Annotated in this window: 18 protein-coding genes and 1 tRNA gene; 6 read left to right on the top strand and 13 right to left on the bottom strand. The window is 61.5% G+C overall.

Annotated elements, in window-relative coordinates; genetic code table 11:
* Positions 1 to 41: 41 nt before the first annotated feature.
* From hemW to ACOAP0_RS05255, 5 genes are read right to left on the bottom strand one after another with little or no spacing between them, the layout of a single operon-like run.
* The gene (gene hemW, locus ACOAP0_RS05235; RefSeq protein WP_498375298.1) at positions 42 to 1,277 is read right to left on the bottom strand and encodes a radical SAM family heme chaperone HemW; all 1,236 of its coding nucleotides are present in this window, start codon (positions 1,275 to 1,277) and stop codon (positions 42 to 44) included.
* A gap of 5 nt (positions 1,278 to 1,282) precedes the next feature.
* Positions 1,283 to 1,888 carry a non-canonical purine NTP pyrophosphatase gene (locus ACOAP0_RS05240; protein WP_498375297.1) on the bottom strand — a complete coding sequence of 202 codons (606 nt, stop codon included), beginning with the start codon at positions 1,886 to 1,888 and terminating at the stop codon, positions 1,283 to 1,285.
* Positions 1,889 to 1,932: 44 nt separating this feature from the next.
* Complete coding sequence (gene rph, locus ACOAP0_RS05245; protein ID WP_498375296.1) at positions 1,933 to 2,661, bottom strand: ribonuclease PH; 729 nt, start codon at positions 2,659 to 2,661, stop codon at positions 1,933 to 1,935.
* 39 nt (positions 2,662 to 2,700) lie between these two features.
* Positions 2,701 to 3,612 carry a PP2C family protein-serine/threonine phosphatase gene (locus tag ACOAP0_RS05250; protein ID WP_087494828.1) on the bottom strand — a complete coding sequence of 304 codons (912 nt, stop codon included), beginning with the start codon at positions 3,610 to 3,612 and terminating at the stop codon, positions 2,701 to 2,703.
* A complete protein-coding gene (locus ACOAP0_RS05255; protein ID WP_498375295.1) occupies positions 3,609 to 4,622 on the bottom strand; it encodes a serine/threonine protein kinase in 1,014 nt (337 codons plus the stop codon). The genes ACOAP0_RS05250 and ACOAP0_RS05255 overlap by 4 nt, the downstream gene beginning before the upstream one ends.
* Before the next feature lie 79 nt (positions 4,623 to 4,701).
* On the opposite strand from ACOAP0_RS05255, the gene ACOAP0_RS05260 reads away from it, so the two are divergent.
* The 4 genes from ACOAP0_RS05260 (at position 4,702) to ACOAP0_RS05275 (ending at position 8,854) form a co-directional block, all read left to right on the top strand.
* Positions 4,702 to 5,619, top strand: coding sequence for a YicC/YloC family endoribonuclease (locus tag ACOAP0_RS05260; RefSeq protein ID WP_087494830.1), 918 nt, complete (start codon positions 4,702 to 4,704; stop codon positions 5,617 to 5,619).
* A 36-nt stretch (positions 5,620 to 5,655) separates the two neighbouring features.
* On the top strand, positions 5,656 to 6,276 hold the full coding sequence (gene gmk / locus ACOAP0_RS05265; protein ID WP_087494831.1) for a guanylate kinase: 621 nt from the start codon (positions 5,656 to 5,658) through the stop codon (positions 6,274 to 6,276).
* Positions 6,277 to 6,292: 16 nt separating this feature from the next.
* Positions 6,293 to 6,496 (top strand): DNA-directed RNA polymerase subunit omega, encoded by a 204-nt coding sequence (rpoZ, locus tag ACOAP0_RS05270; protein ID WP_313867465.1) that lies wholly within the window; start codon positions 6,293 to 6,295, stop codon positions 6,494 to 6,496.
* Between the two features lie 87 nt (positions 6,497 to 6,583).
* On the top strand, positions 6,584 to 8,854 hold the full coding sequence (locus ACOAP0_RS05275) for a RelA/SpoT family protein (protein WP_087494833.1): 2,271 nt from the start codon (positions 6,584 to 6,586) through the stop codon (positions 8,852 to 8,854).
* A gap of 23 nt (positions 8,855 to 8,877) precedes the next feature.
* Here ACOAP0_RS05275 and greB read toward each other — a convergent pair whose 3' ends face one another.
* From greB to ACOAP0_RS05310, 7 genes are all read right to left on the bottom strand, one after another.
* A complete protein-coding gene (gene greB, locus ACOAP0_RS05280) occupies positions 8,878 to 9,438 on the bottom strand; it encodes a transcription elongation factor GreB (protein ID WP_498375294.1) in 561 nt (186 codons plus the stop codon).
* A 69-nt stretch (positions 9,439 to 9,507) separates the two neighbouring features.
* A tRNA-Arg gene (locus ACOAP0_RS05285) sits at positions 9,508 to 9,584 on the bottom strand.
* A gap of 99 nt (positions 9,585 to 9,683) precedes the next feature.
* Positions 9,684 to 10,559 (bottom strand): beta-keto acid cleavage family enzyme, encoded by an 876-nt coding sequence (locus tag ACOAP0_RS05290; RefSeq protein WP_498375293.1) that lies wholly within the window; start codon positions 10,557 to 10,559, stop codon positions 9,684 to 9,686.
* An 8-nt stretch (positions 10,560 to 10,567) separates the two neighbouring features.
* The gene (locus ACOAP0_RS05295; RefSeq protein WP_498375292.1) at positions 10,568 to 12,541 is read right to left on the bottom strand and encodes an acetyl/propionyl/methylcrotonyl-CoA carboxylase subunit alpha; all 1,974 of its coding nucleotides are present in this window, start codon (positions 12,539 to 12,541) and stop codon (positions 10,568 to 10,570) included.
* A 139-nt stretch (positions 12,542 to 12,680) separates the two neighbouring features.
* Positions 12,681 to 13,583 (bottom strand): enoyl-CoA hydratase/isomerase family protein, encoded by a 903-nt coding sequence (locus ACOAP0_RS05300; protein ID WP_498375291.1) that lies wholly within the window; start codon positions 13,581 to 13,583, stop codon positions 12,681 to 12,683.
* Between the two features lie 3 nt (positions 13,584 to 13,586).
* Complete coding sequence (locus ACOAP0_RS05305) at positions 13,587 to 14,741, bottom strand: acyl-CoA dehydrogenase family protein (protein WP_313879780.1); 1,155 nt, start codon at positions 14,739 to 14,741, stop codon at positions 13,587 to 13,589.
* 45 nt (positions 14,742 to 14,786) lie between these two features.
* The gene (locus ACOAP0_RS05310) at positions 14,787 to 16,409 is read right to left on the bottom strand and encodes an acyl-CoA carboxylase subunit beta (protein ID WP_313877294.1); all 1,623 of its coding nucleotides are present in this window, start codon (positions 16,407 to 16,409) and stop codon (positions 14,787 to 14,789) included.
* Between the two features lie 157 nt (positions 16,410 to 16,566).
* On the opposite strand from ACOAP0_RS05310, the gene ACOAP0_RS05315 reads away from it, so the two are divergent.
* Positions 16,567 to 16,863 carry an SCP2 sterol-binding domain-containing protein gene (locus ACOAP0_RS05315; RefSeq protein WP_087494838.1) on the top strand — a complete coding sequence of 99 codons (297 nt, stop codon included), beginning with the start codon at positions 16,567 to 16,569 and terminating at the stop codon, positions 16,861 to 16,863.
* 8 nt (positions 16,864 to 16,871) lie between these two features.
* Positions 16,872 to 17,336, top strand: coding sequence for a MerR family transcriptional regulator (locus ACOAP0_RS05320; protein ID WP_498375290.1), 465 nt, complete (start codon positions 16,872 to 16,874; stop codon positions 17,334 to 17,336).
* A gap of 96 nt (positions 17,337 to 17,432) precedes the next feature.
* Here the strand turns inward: ACOAP0_RS05320 and ACOAP0_RS05325 are convergent, their stop codons facing one another.
* A complete protein-coding gene (locus ACOAP0_RS05325; RefSeq protein WP_498375289.1) occupies positions 17,433 to 19,391 on the bottom strand; it encodes an AsmA family protein in 1,959 nt (652 codons plus the stop codon).
* Positions 19,392 to 19,403: the final 12 nt, after the last annotated feature.

A 19,403-nucleotide genomic window follows, 5' to 3' on the forward strand; every position in this document is an offset into this window, starting at 1 on the left:
GCGTTCCCCTGCATGGCCGGGCGGGCCGCGGCGCAGCCCGTTCAGTCCGGATTGGACAGGAAAATTTCCTGCAAGTCACTCAAAAAGTCGAAGCCTTTGACCGTCGGACGCACGCGGGCAAAGTCCCGCTCAATCAGGCCTTTGCGCTCGGCCTCTTCCAGCCCCTTTTGGATGGCGGTAATGGCCAGCCCGGTGCGCTCGGTAAAGTCGCGCAGCCCGAAGCCATTGCGCAGGCGCAAGGCATTGAGCATGTACTCAAACGGCAAATCGGCCCGAGCCACTTCCTCGTCTTGCGCCACTGCGTGGCCGGCCAGCGCCTGCTCCATGTATCGGGCCGGGTCACGGAAGCGCACCTGCCGCACCACCCGGTGCGCAAAGCTGAGCTTGCTGTGCGCACCGGCGCCTAGCCCTAAGTAGTCGCCGAACTGCCAGTAGTTGACGTTGTGAAAACAGCGGTGTCCTTGGCGGGCATAGGCCGACACCTCGTACCGGTCCATCCCGGCCGCAGCGGTGGCCTCGGTGATGCGGTCCAACATGGCGTAGGCCGTGTCGTCCTCGGGGATCTGCGGCGGAAACTTGGCGAAGTAGGTGTTGGGCTCGATGGTCAGGTGGTAGATCGAGATGTGCGGCGGCTGGAACTGCAACGCGGTGGCCAGGTCAACATCGAGCTGCGCCTGCGTCTGCCCCGGCAAGGCGTACATGATGTCGAGGTTGAAGGTGTTAAACGAGGCAGCCGCCTCTTCCACTGCCGCCAGCGCCTGCGCGCGGTCATGCACCCGGCCCAGGGCTTTCAGGTGGGTATCGTTGAAGCTTTGCACCCCGATAGAGAGTCGCGTCACGCCAGCGCCCCGGAAAGCCTTGAAACGGTCTTTCTCAAAGGTGCCGGGGTTGGCCTCCATGGTGATTTCGCAGTCTGCCTCCAGCCGCAGTCGGGCACGGATGTCTCCCAGCAAGCGGTCGATGGACTCGGGTGAAAACAGGCTGGGCGTACCACCGCCGATAAAGATGCTATGGATGTTGCGCCCCCAGATCAGGGGCAGCGCGGCCTCCAGGTCTGCGATAACTGCGTCGATGTAGCGCTTCTCTTGAAGGCCATCTTTGGCCTGCTCGTGGGAATTGAAGTCGCAGTAAGGGCACTTCTTGATACACCAGGGCAGATGGACATACAAAGACAAAGGAGGCAGCGCGCTGAACTGCAAACTGCCGGGGCGCATGTAATGCTGGATGTCGCGCTGCACCGCGGCAGCGCCCTCGGCAACGGGCGTGATGGGAATCATGCGCCTCAGGCTCCGAGCCAATTGGATCGGATCAAGGAAGCCATAGTCGCAGCAGCGCGGCCACGGTGGCTGTGGGCGTTTTTGACTTCCACTGGCAGCTGGGCAAAGGTCTGTCCGAACTCGGGGATCCACATCACCGGGTCGAAGCCGAAGCCGTTGCTGCCCACCGGCTCAGGCGCAATCAGCCCTACCACACGGCCTACTGCAATCAGCGGCTCGGGGTCGTCCACACTGCGCACCGCCACCAAGGTGCTGACCAGCGCTGCGCGGCGGTTGGTCACGTCCTTCATTTGCGCCAGCAGAGCCGTGACGTTGTTGTCGTCCCCTTTGGAATAACCGAACTGGGTGGCGTAGTAGGCCGTGTCCACACCCGGCAAGCCGCCAAAGGCGTCCACACACAAACCGGCGTCATCCGCCAGCGCAGGCAAGCCGGTGTGCTGGGCCGCGTTGCGCGCCTTGGCCAGCGCATTTTCAATAAATGTGCGAAACGGCTCGGGCGACTCGGGCACGCCCAGGTCGCCCTGGCGTACCAGCTCACAGCCCAGCGGGGCAAACATGGCGTTGAGCTCGGCGAGCTTGCCCTGGTTATTAGATGCAAGAACAATCTTCATAAGAAATAGGCCTCTGGCGCCCGCGAAATATGCGCGAGCAGCTATTATTTTGATAGTACCTGTTGCTGCAACAGCATGAGTTCACCCACGCCTTTTTCAGCCAGCGTCAGCAGTTGGTCCATCTCGGCGCGGGTGAAGGTCACACCTTCGGCGGTGCCCTGCACTTCCACAAAGTGGCCGGCACCGGTCATCACCACATTCATGTCGGTATCGCAGGCGGAGTCTTCGGTGTACTCCAGGTCCAGCAAGGGCGTGCCTTCCACAATGCCGACGCTGATGGCCGCCACAGCCGCAGTGATGGGCGTCTCGGTGATCTTGCCGGCCGCCAAGAGGCCATTGACCGCATCTTGCGCGGCCACAAAGGCGCCGGTGATGGCTGCGGTGCGGGTGCCGCCGTCGGCCTGGATCACATCGCAATCGAGCTGGATGGTGCGTTCGCCCAGTTTTTTCAGGTCAAACACTGCGCGCAGCGAGCGGCCAATCAGCCGCTGAATCTCCTGGGTACGGCCGGTTTGCTTGCCGCGGGCGGCCTCGCGGTCGCTGCGACTGTGGGTGGCGCGGGGCAGCATGCCGTATTCGGCAGTGACCCAACCTTCACCACTGCCCCGCTTGTGCGGAGGCACTTTTTCTTCGACAGACGCGGTGCACAGCACCTTGGTGTTGCCGAACTCAATCAACACCGAGCCCTCAGCGTGCATGGTGTAGTGGCGGGTGATGCGCACCGGGCGCAGTGCATCGGCGGCGCGGGCGCCTTGGCGGACAAATGCTGTCATGGGTACTTCCTCATAGATCCGGGCAGGCCGGAAAAGCAGTCAAAGCTTGCGGGCAGCCGAGCGGCGAATGGCTTCGTTAATCTCTGCGATCGAACGCTCAATGGCCGCGTCGTCCAAGTCATCCACCTCCGAGTCCGCCCACGCGGCTTGCACTGTGGAAGCAAATACGCCTTCGCTGATGCTGTCGGTCGAGATCGTGCCCTTGGTGGACTCGAAGCTGTCCGGTGTCTCCCACTCCATCGCAATCACGGTGACGTTGTCGCAATGCGGGCCGCCCTTGAGCATGGCCTCTTCCACCAGATCGGGGGCGGATTCACCCACCGGCTTCTGGGACAGGTGGTAGACGATATCGCTGTCCTGCATGGGCCCCCACAGGCCGTCAGAGCACAGCATGATGCGGTCGCCCTGGTGCAAGGGCACCGGTCCGGTCACATCAAACACCGGGCGGGTCGGTGAGCCCAGGCAGGTGAACAGCACGTTACGGTTAAAGCCTACCGGTGCACCGTTGGGGCGTTCCATGTCACGTTGTTCAGCGTACGAATGGTCCCGCGTGCGGGCAAGCAGCTCACCCTGGCGCACAAAGTACAAACGCGAATCACCGCAGTGCACCCAATGCGCGGCGCCACCTTGCAGCACCGCTGCCACTAACGTTGTACGAGGCGTATCCGGCAAGTTGCGCTCAGCCGCATACCGGAGGATTTGGCGGTGGGCAGCCAGAATGGCTTTGTTGAAAAACTCGCGCACATCCATCAGCTCTGGGTGCGCTTCTTTCTGATACAGCGCCGAGATCACCTGCAAGGCCATCTGGGAGGCGACTTCGCCCTCAGGGTGCCCGCCCATGCCATCCGCCAGCAAAAACAGGCCGGACGACTTGGTGTAGCAGTAGCCCATGCGGTCTTCGTTCTTCTCGCGCCCCCCTTTGCGGCTGATCTGGAAGACGGAAAACTTCATTTCGGCTTACCTGCCGCAGGTGCGGTTGCTCCGCCCATGACAGTTTTTTTGGTTTCCGACACCATGGAGTCAAATTGCATGCGCACCTTCTCGGTCACGGTGAGCTTGGTGTAGCGGCGTTCACCCTCGCGCGACAACTCCTTTTGCAAGGCAAACACAGACTGCGGACGCGACAAGGGGTCGAGGGACATGCACCACTCCACCACCTCGATCAAATTGTCGGAATACACACCACGGAGTCGCGCCAAGGCCGTGGTGATACGATCCTTCTCCAAGCGTTGAGGCGCTTCATTGGGCGGATAGCCCTGCATGCAGGCATAGATGCAGGCGCCGATGGCGTAAATGTCTGTCCACGGGCCCATGGAAGCATCGCGACGGTACATCTCAGGGGCTGCAAAGCCCGGGGTGTACATCGGGCGTATGAAGTTGCCTTCTTTGCTCAGCACTTCGCGTGCGGCGCCGAAGTCGATCAACACGGAGCGGTTGTCGTCGGTAATGAAAATATTGGCAGGCTTGATGTCCAGGTGCAGCATCTTGTGCTGGTGCACGATGCGCAATCCGCGCAGGATTTCATCAAACAGAGAACGGATGGTGGACTCGCGGAACACCTTGCTCTTTTTCTGGTCACGCGCAGTCACGATGAAGTCCTGAAGGGCAGCACCTTCCAAGTAGTTCATGACCATGTAAACGGTTTCATTCTCGCGAAAAAAATTCAACACACTCACCACAGAAGGGTGAGAGATTTGCGCGAGCGAGCGGCCTTCTTCAAAAAAGCTTTTCAGGCCCAGGCGGTAAAGCGACAGCTTTTCGGACTGCACTTGAGGCAGCAGTTCGCCGGGAGCGCGGGTGGCGAGCGAAGAAGGAAGATATTCCTTGACCGCAACCTGCTGGCCTTCGGAATCCAAAGCCAGATAGACCAACCCGAAACCGCCGGCCGCAACTTTGCGGATGATGCGGTAGCCGCCTATCGTGGTATCCGGGGGGAGTGGCGCTGGCTTGACCTTTGACATAGGTGCAGTGGGAATGCTCGTGAGGTTCGTTTGAAACGGGTTATTCTCGGGGCCGTTTCCATCGCCGCGAAAGCCCTTGATGCCAGTTTACAGCATGACCGGCTATGCCAGTGCACAGCACAGCACAGCCACCACCGCCCCTGAAGGCGAATCCCGGACACAACCCGTCACCCAGCTCGGACTGGAGGTCCGATCGGTCAACAGCCGTTTCCTGGACCTCACCTTCCGCCTGCCCGAAGACCTGCGCCAATTTGAACCCGCATTGCGCGAGCTTCTGGGAGGCAAACTCAAGCGCGGCAAAGTGGAAGTACGCGCCTCGGTAGAGACCACCAGCGCGACCAATATCCCCGACCCCACCCCCAGACTGCTGCAAAAGCTCAATGCCACACAAGACAGCATCCGGGCCTGGCTGCCCACGGCCAACCCCTTGAGCGTGGCTGATGTGATCCGCCTGGCCGCCGCCGAGCAAGGCACCAGCCGTGACTGGAGCGCAGATGTGATGCCCCTGGCGGAAAAAGTGTTGAAAGAGCTGCTCAGCGCCCGCCAGCGCGAGGGGGCCCGCCTGGCCACCATGCTGCTGGGCCACATCGCCCAGTTGCGCACCTTGGCCGAGCAGGCCGGGCCCTTGGTGCCCAAGCTGGTGGAACAGCAACGCCTACGCTTCATGGAGCGCTGGAAAGAGGCCATGGCCCTGACCGAAGGCACCACCCTGCCGGAAGCTGCCCAAGACCGTGCCCTGACAGAGGCCACGGCCTTCGCAATACGCATTGATGTGGCGGAAGAAATCACCCGGCTGAACTCCCATCTGGACGAGCTGGAGCGCCTGATCAAGAAAGGCGGGGAAATAGGCAAGCGGCTGGACTTCCTGATTCAGGAACTGCACAGGGAAGCCAACACCTTGGGCTCCAAATCAGCCGCGCTAGAGCTGACGCATATCTCCGTCGACATGAAGGTTTTGGTGGAGCAGATGCGTGAACAGGTCCAGAACATAGAATAAGGCGACTTTAGACACCGCATCACGGAGCCTCAGTCAATGGACTACCCCGGAAATCTCTTTGTCGTCGCAGCCCCCAGCGGGGCCGGTAAGTCCAGCTTGTGCAAGGCCTTGTTGGAGCTCGACTCGCGCCTGCAACCTTCTGTCTCGCACACCACGCGCCCGCCCCGTGGGCAAGAAAAGCATGGACGCGAGTACTTCTTCGTCTCCCAGCAGGAATTCGATGCCATGGTGGAAGCCGATGCATTTGTGGAATGGGCGCATGTGCATGCGAACCGCTACGGCACCTCCAAAAAAGCCATTGAAGACCGCATGGCCATGGGCGCTGACGTGATCCTGGAAATCGACTTCCAGGGCGCCGTGCAAATCAAAAATGTGTTTGCCAACGCCGTCTGCATCTTCATCCTGCCTCCGAGCTGGGAAGAGTTGCGTTCGCGCCTGGAACGCCGCGGGGAAGACAGCTCTGAGATCATCGACATGCGCATGAAAAACGCGCAATTGGAAGTCGCCCAGGTCGGAAAGTTCGACTTCGTTATAATCAATGAGTTGTTTGACCGTGCGCTTTTCGATCTGAAGGCCATTGTCCACTCTCAGCGACTCAAGATTTCAGCCCAGCGCCGCGCGCGTGCCGAAACATTCCAAGCGCTGAACATCCTCTAGCTTTCCGGAGAATTCCATGGCCCGCATCACTGTTGAAGACTGCCTCGAGCAGATCCCTAACCGTTTCCAATTGGTTCTGGCTGCCACTTACCGTGCCCGCATGTTGAGCCAAGGCCACACCCCCAAAATCGAAAGCAAGAACAAGCCCGGCGTCACCGCCCTGCGCGAAATTGCTGCCGGTAAAGTTGGCTTGGAAATGCTCAAAAAAGTACCACTGTAAATTCAGCCTGCTTATGCAAAAAGCACCGCTTGCGGTGCTTTTTTCGTTTGCGGCACATAAGCCTCCCAGCCACGCTACATTTACACCATGGGCAGCCTTCTCCAAACACCTCCAAGTACCTCGAATACCGGCAAATCGGCTAAGCCCGGTTCGCCAGTCGCTGCGGTCAATGCCGCGGCAGCCAGTTTTGCCGGGCTCACCGCCAAGCTGGACTACTTGAGCAGCAGTGATGTGGAGCAGGTACGCTTGGCCTACCGTTTCGCGGACGAAGCCCACCTGGGCCAACTCCGTAATAACGGCGAGCCCTACATCACCCATCCGATCGCGGTAGCCGCGCAATGTGCCGAATGGAAACTCGACGCCCAGGCCCTGATGGCGGCCCTGCTGCACGATGCGCTCGAAGACTGCGGCGTCACCAAGATCGAGCTGATTGAAAAGTTCGGATCTCCAGTAGCCGAATTGGTGGATGGCCTGACCAAGCTCGATAAGCTGCAATTCAACACCCGCGAAGAAAACCAGGCCGAATCTTTCCGCAAGATGCTTCTGGCCATGGCGCGGGACGTGCGGGTCATTTTGATCAAGCTCGCCGACCGTTCGCACAATATGCGGACCCTGTCGGATGTGCCACGCAGCAAATGGAGCAGGATTTCCTCAGAGACGCTGGATATTTACGCTCCTATTGCCCACCGATTGGGTCTTAACCAGACCTACCGGGAGCTACAGGACCTCTCTTTCCAGCACCTGCGCCCTTGGCGGTACGCCATCCTTGCCAAAGCGGTCGCCAAAGCGCGCAGCCGCAGGCGCGACTTGATCCAGAAAGTGCAGAAGGAAGTCGAAGGAGTTTTTGCTGAAGCCAGGATGCCTATCCGCATCGCAGGCCGTGAGAAGACGCTGTATTCCATCTACCAAAAGATGGACAAAAAACATCTCAGCTTCGCCCAGGTCACCGACATTTACGGCTTTCGCGTGTTGGTCCCCGCCATCACCGACTGCTACACCGCCTTGGGCCTGCTGCACCAGCTGTATAAGCCGGTGCCCGGCAAGTTCAAAGACCATATTGCGATTGCCAAGGTCAACGGTTACCAGTCCTTGCACACCACGCTGGTGGGGCCGGCAGGTATCAACATCGAATTTCAGATGCGGACCGAAGCCATGCACGTGGTAGCCGAGTCCGGCGTGGCCGCGCACTGGCTCTACAAGGTCAACAATCCGGAAGACGGCACAGCGGATCGCTTGGGCACCAAATGGCTGCAATCCCTGCTGGATATCCAGGACGAGACTCGCGATGCGGCCGAGTTCTGGGACCACGTCAAGGTGGACCTGTTCCCCGATGCTGTGTACGTGTTTACGCCCAAGAGCCAGATCATGGCCTTGCCACGGGGCGCCACCGTAGTGGACTTTGCTTACGCCATTCACAGCAATATCGGCGACCGCACCATCGCTGCCCGCATCAATGGTGAACAAGTCCCCTTGCGTACCGAGCTGAAAAACGGCGATGTGGTCGAAGTGGTCACCGCACCTGTATCCACCCCCAACCCGGCATGGCTGGGTTTTGTACGCACCGGCCGTGCGCGCTCCAAAATCCGCCACCATCTGAAGACCATGGCGCAAACCGAGTCGGAAGGATTAGGTGCCAAGTTGCTGGCGCAAGCCCTTCGCGCAGAAGGTATTGAGAGCTTCCCCGAAGACAACCCGGCCTACGCCCCCTTGTGGGACAAGCTGCTGCGCTTTACAGGAAACAAGACCAAGCACGAGCTGCTGACCGACATAGGTCTGGGCAAGCGCATCGCCAATATCGTAGCCAAGCGCATGGTGAACCTCTTGAGCGAGGCCGGTGAGCGACCGGACGCCCTGCTGCTCACCCGTGAGCGCTTCACCGCGCACGAGACCAATACTTTGAGCTCCATCACCTTGGATGGTAGCGAAAACGCGTCGGTGCAGTTCGCACAATGTTGCCGCCCCATCCCTGGGGACGCCATCGTCGGTTATCTGGGCCGCGGTGAAGGTCTGGTGGTGCACATGGCCGACTGCGGCGTGGCCAAAAAGCTCCAGCACAAAGACAGCGAGCGCTTTATCGGTGTGGAGTGGTCCGATGAACCGGTGCGTGCCTTCGAGACCGGCATTGTGGTGACTGTCACGAATGGCAAAGGCGTACTGGCCAAAGTTGCTGCAGCACTCGCGTCTGCCGAGGCGGACATCATTCACATCGACATGGGGCAGGACGGGGTGCGCGACGCATCCGACATGCGCTTGATTATTGGTGTGCGGGACACCGCCCACATCGATATCGCTTTGCGCAACCTGCATCGCACGCCATCGGTATTGCGCGCCCAGCGCGCAAGCAACAGCGCCGGCTAAGTCACTTCAACGACTAGAGCCTGTCAGGCCGCCTTGGGCGCTGGGTACTGCACACGCAGCACCTCGATATCGCAAACCCGATCGGGCATGACCAACTTGAGCTCATCGCCCTCACGGGCCTTGAGAAGCGTGCGCGCGATGGGCGAAATCCAGCTCACCTCGCCAACAGCACTGTTGGCCTCGTCAATCCCTTTGATGGTGATAGTGCGTTCCACATCCTGGTCGTCCACATAGGTCACCGTAGCGCCGAAGAAAATCTGCTCATTGCCGTGGTGCAGAGAGGGATCTGTCACTTCCGCAATCTCCAGACGCTTGGTCAGGAAACGGATGCGTCGGTCGATTTCACGCAGGCGCTTTTTGCCATAGAGGTAATCACCATTCTCTGAGCGATCGCCATTGCTGGCGGCCCAATGCACGATGTCCACAATCTTGGGGCGCTCGTTGTCGATCAGGTCGAGCAACTCGTCGCGTAGCGTGGCGAAGCCTTGGGGGGTGATGTAGTTTTTGCCGCCGGCTGGCAGTGCAGGCAGTTGCAGCTCATCATCGTCTGCACCATCGGACTCTTTGGTAAAAGCCTTGCTCATGGATGTGCCCATTGGGGAATCAGAATAAGAAAAAGGTCTGCAACCTTGCGATTGCAGACCTTTACTTTTTGGTGCGGCTGGCAGGAATCGAACCCACGACCCCTTGGTTCGTAGCCAAGTACTCTATCCAGCTGAGCTACAGCCGCTAAGCTTCGTATTCTAGCACGCTTTTTTTCGTACTATCCGGAAATACCGGAGAAACTTTTTCAAACGCTCTTCTCTGCAGCATTCGGGATGGACGTATTCTACCCTGCCCGCAGACCCAAAATGGCTCTCGCCTCCGAAGGATTTGCAATTGTTCTCCCTGCGCGCTGGGCACAGGCTGCCAGCGCCTCGATGAGCACACCATTGCCTGCAGCGCGTACACCATCGGGCAAATAGAAGGTGTCTTCGAGACCGGTCCGCAGCATGCCTCCCAAATCAGCAGTCTTCTGGTGCACCGGCCAGATCTCAGAGCGGCCAATCAAGGTGGTTTGCCACACACTGTCGGACGCCATGTACTTCGGCAAGAGTGAAAGCAAATCTGCATCGCAGGGCATGCCGGAAGCCACGCCCATCACCAGGTTGTATTCCGCCCGGCCCATGTCGGGCTTGAGCATGCCATTCTTCAAATACATGGTCACCGACCGGACGATGCCCACATCAAAGCACTCGAACTCGGGATGGGTGCCGCACTCCTGCATCACATCCAAAAACTGCTGCACCTTGGCCACCGGGTTGTCAAACACCATGGGCGGCCAGGCCCAGCTGCCGTCTTCCTTGAGCTTGAGGTAATTCAGACTGCCCGCGTTGCAGGCGGCAATTTCGGGCTTGACGCGGCGTATGCAGTTGAGCGGCCCGCTGATGTCTTTGCCCACCACGCCGGTGGTCAGATTGATGATCACGCCCGGGCAGGCCTCGCGGATGGCATTCACAATGCTTTCGGCTACATCCGGGTCCCAACTGGGCATGTGCCCCAGGCCGTCTTCTTGCATGCGCATATGGATGTGCATGATGCTGGCGCCGGCATTGAACGCATCACGAGCCTCCGCCGCCATCTGGGCGGGCGTGACAGGTACGGGGTGCTGCTTGGGGTTGGTCAACACGCCGGTCAAGGCGCAGGTCAATATGGCTTTGTCCATGGGATTCCTCAGTGTGTTTCAGTGGGGGCCACATCCGCCCCGGGGCTCAGCTCCACCAGCACCGCGCCGGCTTTCACCTGCTCGCCCGTACGGGTGTGAACCGCCTGCACTTGGCCGGCCTGTTCGGCACAGAGCCACATTTCCATCTTCATGGCTTCCACGCAGACGAGTTGCTGGCCCTCTCTAACCGCATCCCCCGGCGCCACCAGCACCTGCGTGACCTTACCGGCCACTGGCGATAGTGCACGGCTGGCATCTTTCAAAGCATTGGCATCGGGGAAGGCCGACACTTCGCTGAACATATGGCTGTAGCCCGCATGCGCCACATGCCATGCACCGGCAGCAAACACGGCAATGGCGGTCTGCGCCACACCATCCAACTCCAGTCGCAGAACTGCGTCTTGCCAAGCGATGACGCGGGCCTGCGCTGTCACCCCATCCATGGTGATGGTGGTCAAGCCTTGACCATCGCTGCTGATGCGCACAGTGCGCACCACTTCACCGCACTGCAACCGCACGCTGTAGGCCGACACACTGTTGGCCCGCCAGCTGCTGCCTTGCTGCTGCGCCAACGCCAAGGCAGCAACTTGCCAGGCCGCCATGGAAGGCACCGGGGCTTGCAACAGAGTCTCACCCTGCTCCAGCCACTGGTCGATCAGCGTGGTGGTCATACGCGCTTCGCGGAAGGCGGGGTGATCCACCAAGTCGCTCAGGAAACGACCGTTGTTCTTCAAACCCAGCAAGGGCGCGTTCACCAGGGCCGCACGCAGTCGGCGAATGGCATCGCCGCGGTCACGTCCATGCACGATGACTTTGGCCACCATCGGGTCATAGAACGGCGAGACCACACTCTCTTGCCGGATGCCATCGTCAATACGTACGCCGGGCTGCAACGCACGCACGGGCTGCCAATAGGCCACGGTGCCGGTCTGCGGGGCAAAACCGGTGTACGGGTCTTCCACATACAGGCGTGCCTCTATAGCGTGGCCGCTCAGGCGGATGTCTTCCTGCCGCGCAGGCAAAGGCTCGCCGGCAGCTACTTGCAGCTGCCATTCCACCAGGTCGAAACCGGTGATGCATTCGGTGACCGGATGCTCCACCTGCAGGCGCGTGTTCATTTCCAGAAAGTAGTGTTTGAGGTGCTCATCGACGATGAACTCCACCGTGCCCGCACCGCGGTAGCCCACCGCCAGCGCCGCGGCCACCGCATCGCGCCCCATGGCCTTGCGCATGGCGGGGCTGACCACCGGGGACGGCGCTTCTTCAATCACCTTTTGCCGGCGTCGCTGGGCCGTGCAGTCGCGCTCACCCAGGTAGACCGCATTGCCGTGCGCGTCCGCAAACACCTGTATTTCGATGTGGCGGCCGTTGTCTATCAGGCGCTCCAACATCAGGGTGCCATCGCCGAATGCGCTGATGGCTTCCCGGCGGGCGCCATCCAGGCCGGGCTGCAATTCGGCGTCGCTGCGCACGAGGCGCATGCCGCGTCCACCGCCACCGGCCACGGCTTTCACCAGCAATGGGTAGCCTAATCTGTGCGCCTCCTGCGTCAGCACCGGGTCGCTTTGGTCCGCTCCCAAGTAGCCCGGTGCGCAGGGCACGCCGGCTTGCAACATGCGCTGCTTGGCCAAGGCCTTGTCGCCCATGGCGGTGATGGCGCCTGGTGGCGGGCCGATGAACACCACGCCCGCATCGGCACAGGCCTTAGCAAATGCAGCGTTCTCGCTCAAGAAGCCGTAGCCGGGGTGCAAAGCATCTGCGCCGGTTTTGCGCGCAGCTTCCAGAATGGCGTCTACTTTAAGGTACGACTCGGCGGCCGGTGAAGGGCCGATGTGCACGGCCTCATCGGCCAAGGCTACATGGGGTGCGTCGCGGTCAGCATCGCTGTAAACGGCCACGGTTTGGTAGCCGAGCTTGCGGGCGGTGCGGATGACGCGGCATGCGATTTCACCGCGGTTGGCGATCAGAATTTTGCTGAACATCATGCGTCCTCCTGCTGTGGCGCCTGCGGGGCAATGCGCTTTGCTCCGTGTCCCCCGCCCGCTTTGCGGGCTCCTCCTTGACCTACGCAAAGCGCATCGCCCCACAGGCTTGGAGTGGCTTTGTTGGTTGACCATAAATTCATGTCACGGCCCATTTGGGTTTGCGCTTTTGTATGAATGCAGTCATGCCCTCTAGGCCCTCGGCGCTTTGCGCTGAGTGGGCGAATACGGCGGCGGCTTGCTCCACCAGATCAGCAGGCGGGCTAAAGCGCGCTTGATGCATCAAGGCTTTGGTGGCGGCCAAGGCGCCGGGGGCGCAGGCCAATATGTCGGAGAGCACGCGGCTCAGTGTCTGTGGCAAGTCGTCAGCACTGCACAGCTCATGCACCAAGCCCATTCTGTGCGCCGCAGCAGCGTCCAAGCGCCCGCCGGTCACTGCCAAGCGTTTGGCCTGCGAATAGCCCAAGCGCTCGACCAGAAATGGGGCGATCTGCGCGGGCACTACGCCCAGCGACGTCTCGGGCAGGCGGAACGAAGCACTGTCGTCCGCCAGCGCCACGTCGGCCACACAGGCCAGGCCGAAGCCGCCGCCCATGACCGTGCCTTCCAGCACGGCCACCACGGCCAGCGGGGTCTGGGCGTAAGCCACGCACAGGCGGCCGAAGGCGGCGTTCACCTCTGCAATCGGGTCGGGCGCGCCAGCCTCGCACTGCATGGAGCGCATGCGTGCGCCAGCCATGTCTTTGAGGTCCGCACCCGCGCAGAAGTGCCCGCCTGCGCCGCGCAACACCACCACGCGCACAGCGCCTTCGTTGCCTGCAGTGGCCTCTGCCGCCTGCAAAGCTTGCTGCAGCTCGGCCACCATTTGCAGGGACATAGCGTTACGCGCCTCAGGCCGGTTCAGGGTGATGTGCAACACCGCCCCCACCTGCTCTGCGCGGATATGTCCGAAACTAGGCGCAGGATAGTTTGCTCCTTTTTCAGGAGCTGCTTGCGCACTATCTATGGGCGCTAGCGGGCTATTTGACTCAGAAACCTGCATAGCTCAGGCGGCTTTGCCGGGCAAGGTGCCTTCGAGCTTGCAGATGATGCCCAGCATGATTTCGTCCGCACCGCCGCCAATCGAGATGAGGCGGCTGTCGCGGTAGGCCTGCGAGATCGGATTGTCGGCAGTGAAGCCCATGCCGCCCCAGTACTGCAGGCAGCTGTCCGTCACCTCGCGGCTCAGGCGGCCCGCCTTGAGTTTGGCCATGGAGGCCAGCTTGGTCACGTCCTTGCCGCCCACGTATTGCTCCACCGCACGGTAGGTGAGCGCACGCAGGCACTCCACCTCGGTGCGCAGCTCGGCCAGGCGAAAATGCACCACCTGGTTGTTGAGGATAGGCTGCCCGAAGGTCTGGCGCTGGCGGGTGTAGTCGATGGTGAGGTTGATCAGGTTGTCCAGCGAGCGCAGGCTGCTGGCCGCACCGTAGAGCCGCTCCTCCTGGAACTGCAGCATCTGCAGCATGAAGCCCATGCCCTCCTGGCCGATCAGGTTGCGCTGCGGCACCCGCACGTTGTCAAAAAAGAGCTGGGCCGTGTCGCTGCTGTGCATGCCGATCTTCTCGATCTTCTGGCGGGTGATGCCCGGCGCGTCCATGGGCACGATGATGAGCGACTTGTTCTTGTGCACCGCGCCTTCACTGGTGTTGGCCAGCAGGCAGCACCAGTCGGCTTGCATGCCGTTGGTGATCCACATCTTGGAGCCGTTGATCACGTAATCACCGCCGTCTTTGCGGGCTGTGGTTTTGAGGGCTGCCACATCCGAGCCGCCGGTTACCTCGCTCACGCCGATGCAGCCCACCATGTCGCCCGCGATTGCCGGCGCCAGATACTGGTTGCGCAGCTCGTCGCTGCCGAAGCGGGCCAATGCCGGAGTGCACATGTCGGTCTGCACACCAATGGCCATGGGCACACCGCCCACATTGCAGTCGCCCAGCGCCTCGGCCATCACCATGGAGTAGCTGAAGTCCAGCCCCATGCCGCCGAACTCGGTGGGGTACTTGATGCCCAGCAGCCCGAGGTCGCCCATCTTCTTGAACAAGGCACGCGCCGGGAAGATGCCCGCTTTCTCCCACTCCGCAGTGAAGGGGTTGATCTCGTTGGCCACAAATTTGCGCACCGTGTCGGCAATCTGGGTGTGCTCGGAGGTGAATTTCATGGGGTGTCCTCGGGTCGTTGTGATGAGTGAGTCGGTCAGCCGCGCTCAGAGACGGGCCACACCAAAAGTGTTGGCGTTCAGCCGGCGGTCTGCGGCCTCGGCGGCCAGCGCCAGGCACAGGCCCAAAATGCGGCGGGTGTCTCGCGGGTCGATGATTCCGTCGTCCCACAAGCGGGCGGTACCAAAGAGGGCTGCGCTCTCTTTGTCCAGCCGCAGGCGCAGCCCGTCGGACATGGCTTTGAGCGCTTCGTCATTCGCCTCCATGCCCATACGCTCCACCTTGGCGCGGTTCACGATGTCCATCACCTTGGCGGCTTGCGCGCCGCCCATGACTGCGGTGCGCGCGGTGGGCCAGCTGAAGATGAAGTTCGGGTCAAACCCGCGCCCACACATGCCATAGTTGCCCGCGCCATACGAGCCGCCCAGCACCACGGTGAATTTGGGCACGCGCGCGTTTGCTACCGCCTGAATCATCTTGCTGCCGTGCTTGATGGCGCCATTGCGCTCGGCCACCGAGCCCACCATGTAACCGGTGGTGTTCTGCAAAAACAGCAGCGGCGTGCCACTTTGGTCGCACAACTGGATGAACTGCGCCGCCTTGGTAGAGCCCGCGGGTTGAATCGGCCCGTTGTTGCCCAGAATGCCCACCAGCCGGCCTTCGATGCGGGCGTGGCCGCACATCATCTCGGGGGCATAGCCGGCCTTGAATTCCAGAAAGTCCGAGCCATCCACCAGCCGGGCAATCACCTCGCGCACGTCATAGGGCTCGCGCTCGTCCGCAGGGACGATACCCATCAGCTCCTGCTCGTCAAACAGTGGTGCCGCAAAGCCGGCGCCCTGGGCTGGAGCGTGTGGTGCAGTGTCCCAGTTGATCTTGTCCATCAGCTCGCGGGTCAGGGCGATGGCGTGGGCGTCGTCCTCGGTGAGGTACTCACCCAGGCCGGTCACTTGCGCATGCGTCTCAGCCCCGCCCAGCTCGTCGTCGGTGCAGTCCTCCCCGATGGCGGCTTTTACCAAGGGGGGGCCGGCCAGGTAAATGCTGCTGCGCCCGCGCACCAACACCACGTAGTCCGAAAGGCCGGGCAGATACGCACCGCCCGCCGTGCTGGAGCCATGCACCACCGAGATTTGCGGAATGCCCGCTGCCGACATGCGCGCCTGGTTGGCAAAGCTGCGCCCGCCTTCCACAAAGATTTCGGATTGGTACATCAGGTTGGCGCCACCACTCTCCACCAGGTAAATCACCGGCAGCTTGTTTTGCAGGGCCACCTCTTGGGCACGCAGCGCCTTCTTGAGGCCCATGGGTGCCACGGTGCCGCCTTTGACCGCGCTATCGTTCACCGAGATCAGGCAGCGCTTGCCCGCCACGGTACCGATGCCGATGATGGAGCCGCCGCCCAGCACTGCCTTTTTGCCGTCGTCGTCGTGCATGTTGAGGCCGGCCAAGCGACTCAGCTCCAGGAACGGCGAGTTGCGGTCCAGCAGGCGGGCCACTCGTTCACGCGGCAGCAGCTGGCCGCGCTTCTCAAACTTTTCACGCTTGCTTTCCGACTCGGCAATCACCATGTCCTGCAAGCGCTGCACCTCGGCCAGCAGGCCCTGCATGCGCTGGGCATTGGCGGCAAAGGCATCGGAGCGCGGGTTGATCTTGGAACGCAGGGCAGGCATAGGTCTGGGCTTTCTGAGTTACTTGACGCATTAGAGGTCAGGGTGACGTTAACGTCAACCAGTTGCCGTATAGGTGTTTTCACTATGCCTTACGTTATGCTCGGCCACTACCATCCGCCACGGTCCATTCGATTTACCCGACACCGGAGAACACAACATGTCCCTCGAATCCGCAACCCAAGCAATCCGCGCCAAAGTGGGCGACGACAGCGGCCTCAACGCCACCCTGAAGTTCGACATGGGCGCTGACGGCGTCATCGTCATCGACGGTGCCAGCACTCCCAACACCGTGAGCAACACCAACACCGATACCGACTGCACCGTCGGCATCACCCTGGACAACCTGCAAGCCATGCTGGACGGCGACCTGGAGCCCGCCACCGGCTTCATGGCCGGCAAGCTCAAGGTCAGCGGCGACATGGGTGTGGCCATGCGCCTGCAACGCGTGATCTGACCCTGCCCATGGCAAAAAGCGACGCCCTGACCGACGCGCAAGCGTTTGTCGACTCCCACCGCGACGAGGGCACCACCGAACTCTTCGGCATCACCGAGCTGTGCCGTGAGTTCGGCATCACCCTGCGGGCGCTGCGCTTTTATGAAGACAAGGGCCTGCTCGCCCCCCGCAGGGTGAACGGCGCCCGCGTCTACACCCGGCGCGACCGGGCACGGCTGGCCCTGATCCTGCGGGCCAAGGCCATCGGCTCGCCGCTCTCAGAAATCAAAACCTATCTCGATTTGTATGGCGACCACGGCGAAGGCCGCGCGCAGCAGCTGCAGTACGTCATCACGCGCACCGACAACGAGATCACCGAGCTGGAGAAAAAGCGCGCCCAGATCGACGCCACCCTGGCCGAGCTGCGCGTCATCAACGGCAGCTGCCGCGCCCTGCTGATCGAACGCCAGCGCAAGCCCAAGGCCAAAGCCTGATCACTCGGGGTTGAGTGTCAAATCGGCATCTAGCGCCTGTGGAATAAGCGCGGGCAGCTCCTAAATCAGGAGCAAAACCAACCCACTACGCGCTGCCTACTTGCCCAGCAAGCCCTTGAACAGGTCTTTGGCCTTGTCTTTCACGGCGTCTTCGACCTTGGTTTTGATCTCCTGCTTCTTCTCTTCCACCTTGGCTTTGGTGGCGTCTTCCAGCATGGCGCCGAATTCGATTTTGTAGCTCAGCGACTCAAACGGGCCGCTCAGGCGCACCGGCACGGTCAGGCCTTTGAGCTGGTTGGCGTCTTTGCCGCCCTGCCCTTCGCCGCTGGCCACCACCGTGGCCTTGGCCAGGTAGTTCATCTGACCCGCACCCACATCGATATCCCCCGCACCACCCAGCCGGATGAAGGGGGACTTCATGCTCAGGTCGTCGTTGCGGGCCACGCCGCTAGCGATTTTGAAGCTGGCGGTCAGTTCCGAGAAATCGGTCTTCTGGCTGGCGTTGGCCGCCTGGGTGGTGTCGGCCTGGCCGAGCTTGGCTTTCACATCGCGCAGGCTTTGCGCAAGGTTGATCCCCTTGATGGCACCGTCTTTGAGCGCCAGCGCCGCGCTGCCACCCAGCGCCTTTTTGAAGGCGCTCACCGTTTCGCCGCGGGTGTTCACGTCCAGCGTGATGTTGCCGCGGCCTTCGAGCATGTCTTTGTCCAGCAGGTCTTTCATCAGCGGGTTGATGCTCACGCCCTGCAGGTTCTGGCGCAGGGCAATCTGGTTGCCATTGGCGTTCACCGAAACGCTACCGCTGGTGCTGCCTTCATAGAGCTTCATGCTCAGCGGCGCCACATCGAGCTTGCCACCGGCCAGCGCCAGCTTGGCGTTGATTTGCGCGAGCTTGAGCTTGGCCACCTGCAGGCTGCCGATGCGGATGTTGCCCTGCACCGTGGGCCCTTTGAGTGCGGCTAGGTTGATGGGCGCCTCTTTGCCCTCAGCCTCTTGGGCTGGTGCCTCGCCAGCGGGTTTGGGCGGCAGGTATTTGTCCACATTCAGCTGGTCAATGTCCAGGTCAAAGCCCAGCGACAGGGGTGCGAACCTGGCCACGTTGAGCTTGGTGGCGATGTTGGATTCATCAAACTTGGTAGCCAGTGCCAAGGCCGCGCTTTGCTGCGCGAGGTTCACCTGCAGGCTGCCATTTAGCGGCAGGCTGAGCTGCTTCATGGGCATGTCGGGGTGGGCCAGGTCCAGGCTGCCGGTGAGCTTGCTGATGCGGATGGCGTCGACATTGCCTTCCACCCCGCTCAGCACCAGCTTCAGCAGTGCGCTGCGGCCACTGCCCTGCACACCCGCACTCAGGGTGACCGCCTCGCCGCTGGAGCGGGCGGGCGACAAGGCCAGCTTGGGCGCGTCTAGCGCGAGGCTAAAGCCGTCGGCCCCGGCCTGGCCTTTGATGGCGAGGCTCAGTTTTTCGATGTTGGCCGTTTTGGCGCCCGTGTCCGCCTGCACATGGCCGGTGGACAGGCTCAGGTTGTTGATGTTGGTGGTGCTGCCAACCTGCTCGTCGCGCCAGGTGAGTTGGGCGTCGGCAATGCGGATGGCGGCCACGTCAATCTTGAGGGGCTCTGCCGGCTGCGCGGGCACATTGGCCGGCGCGGGCTGGGCGCTTGGGTCGCCCAACAGGTCGGCAATATTCAGGCTGCCGTCTTTACGCTTGATGAGGGTGGCCTTGAGGCCGGTCACGTCCAGGGCGCGCACCTGCACCTGTTTGCTCAGCAGCGGCATCACTGCCACCGACATGCGGGCCGACTTCAGGGCCGCAAACTCGGTGCTGCTGCCCCGCTCCGAGAGGGTGACCCCGTCAAGCTGAATGCCCACATCCGGCCACACCGAGAGCTGAGGCTTGCCCGCAATCACCAGCGTGCGCTGCTTTTGCTCCAGCACGGTGCGGCTGATTTCGGCCTTGATCTTGTCGCCGTCAAACAGCGCAAACAAGGCGCCCACCGCCACGGCCAACAGGCCCACCACCGCCAGAACCACCCACCCGACTATGCGAAGCGCTTTCATGCCTACCCCTTT

The sequence above is a fragment of the Curvibacter sp. Hmag1.1 genome (genome assembly GCF_059769165.1).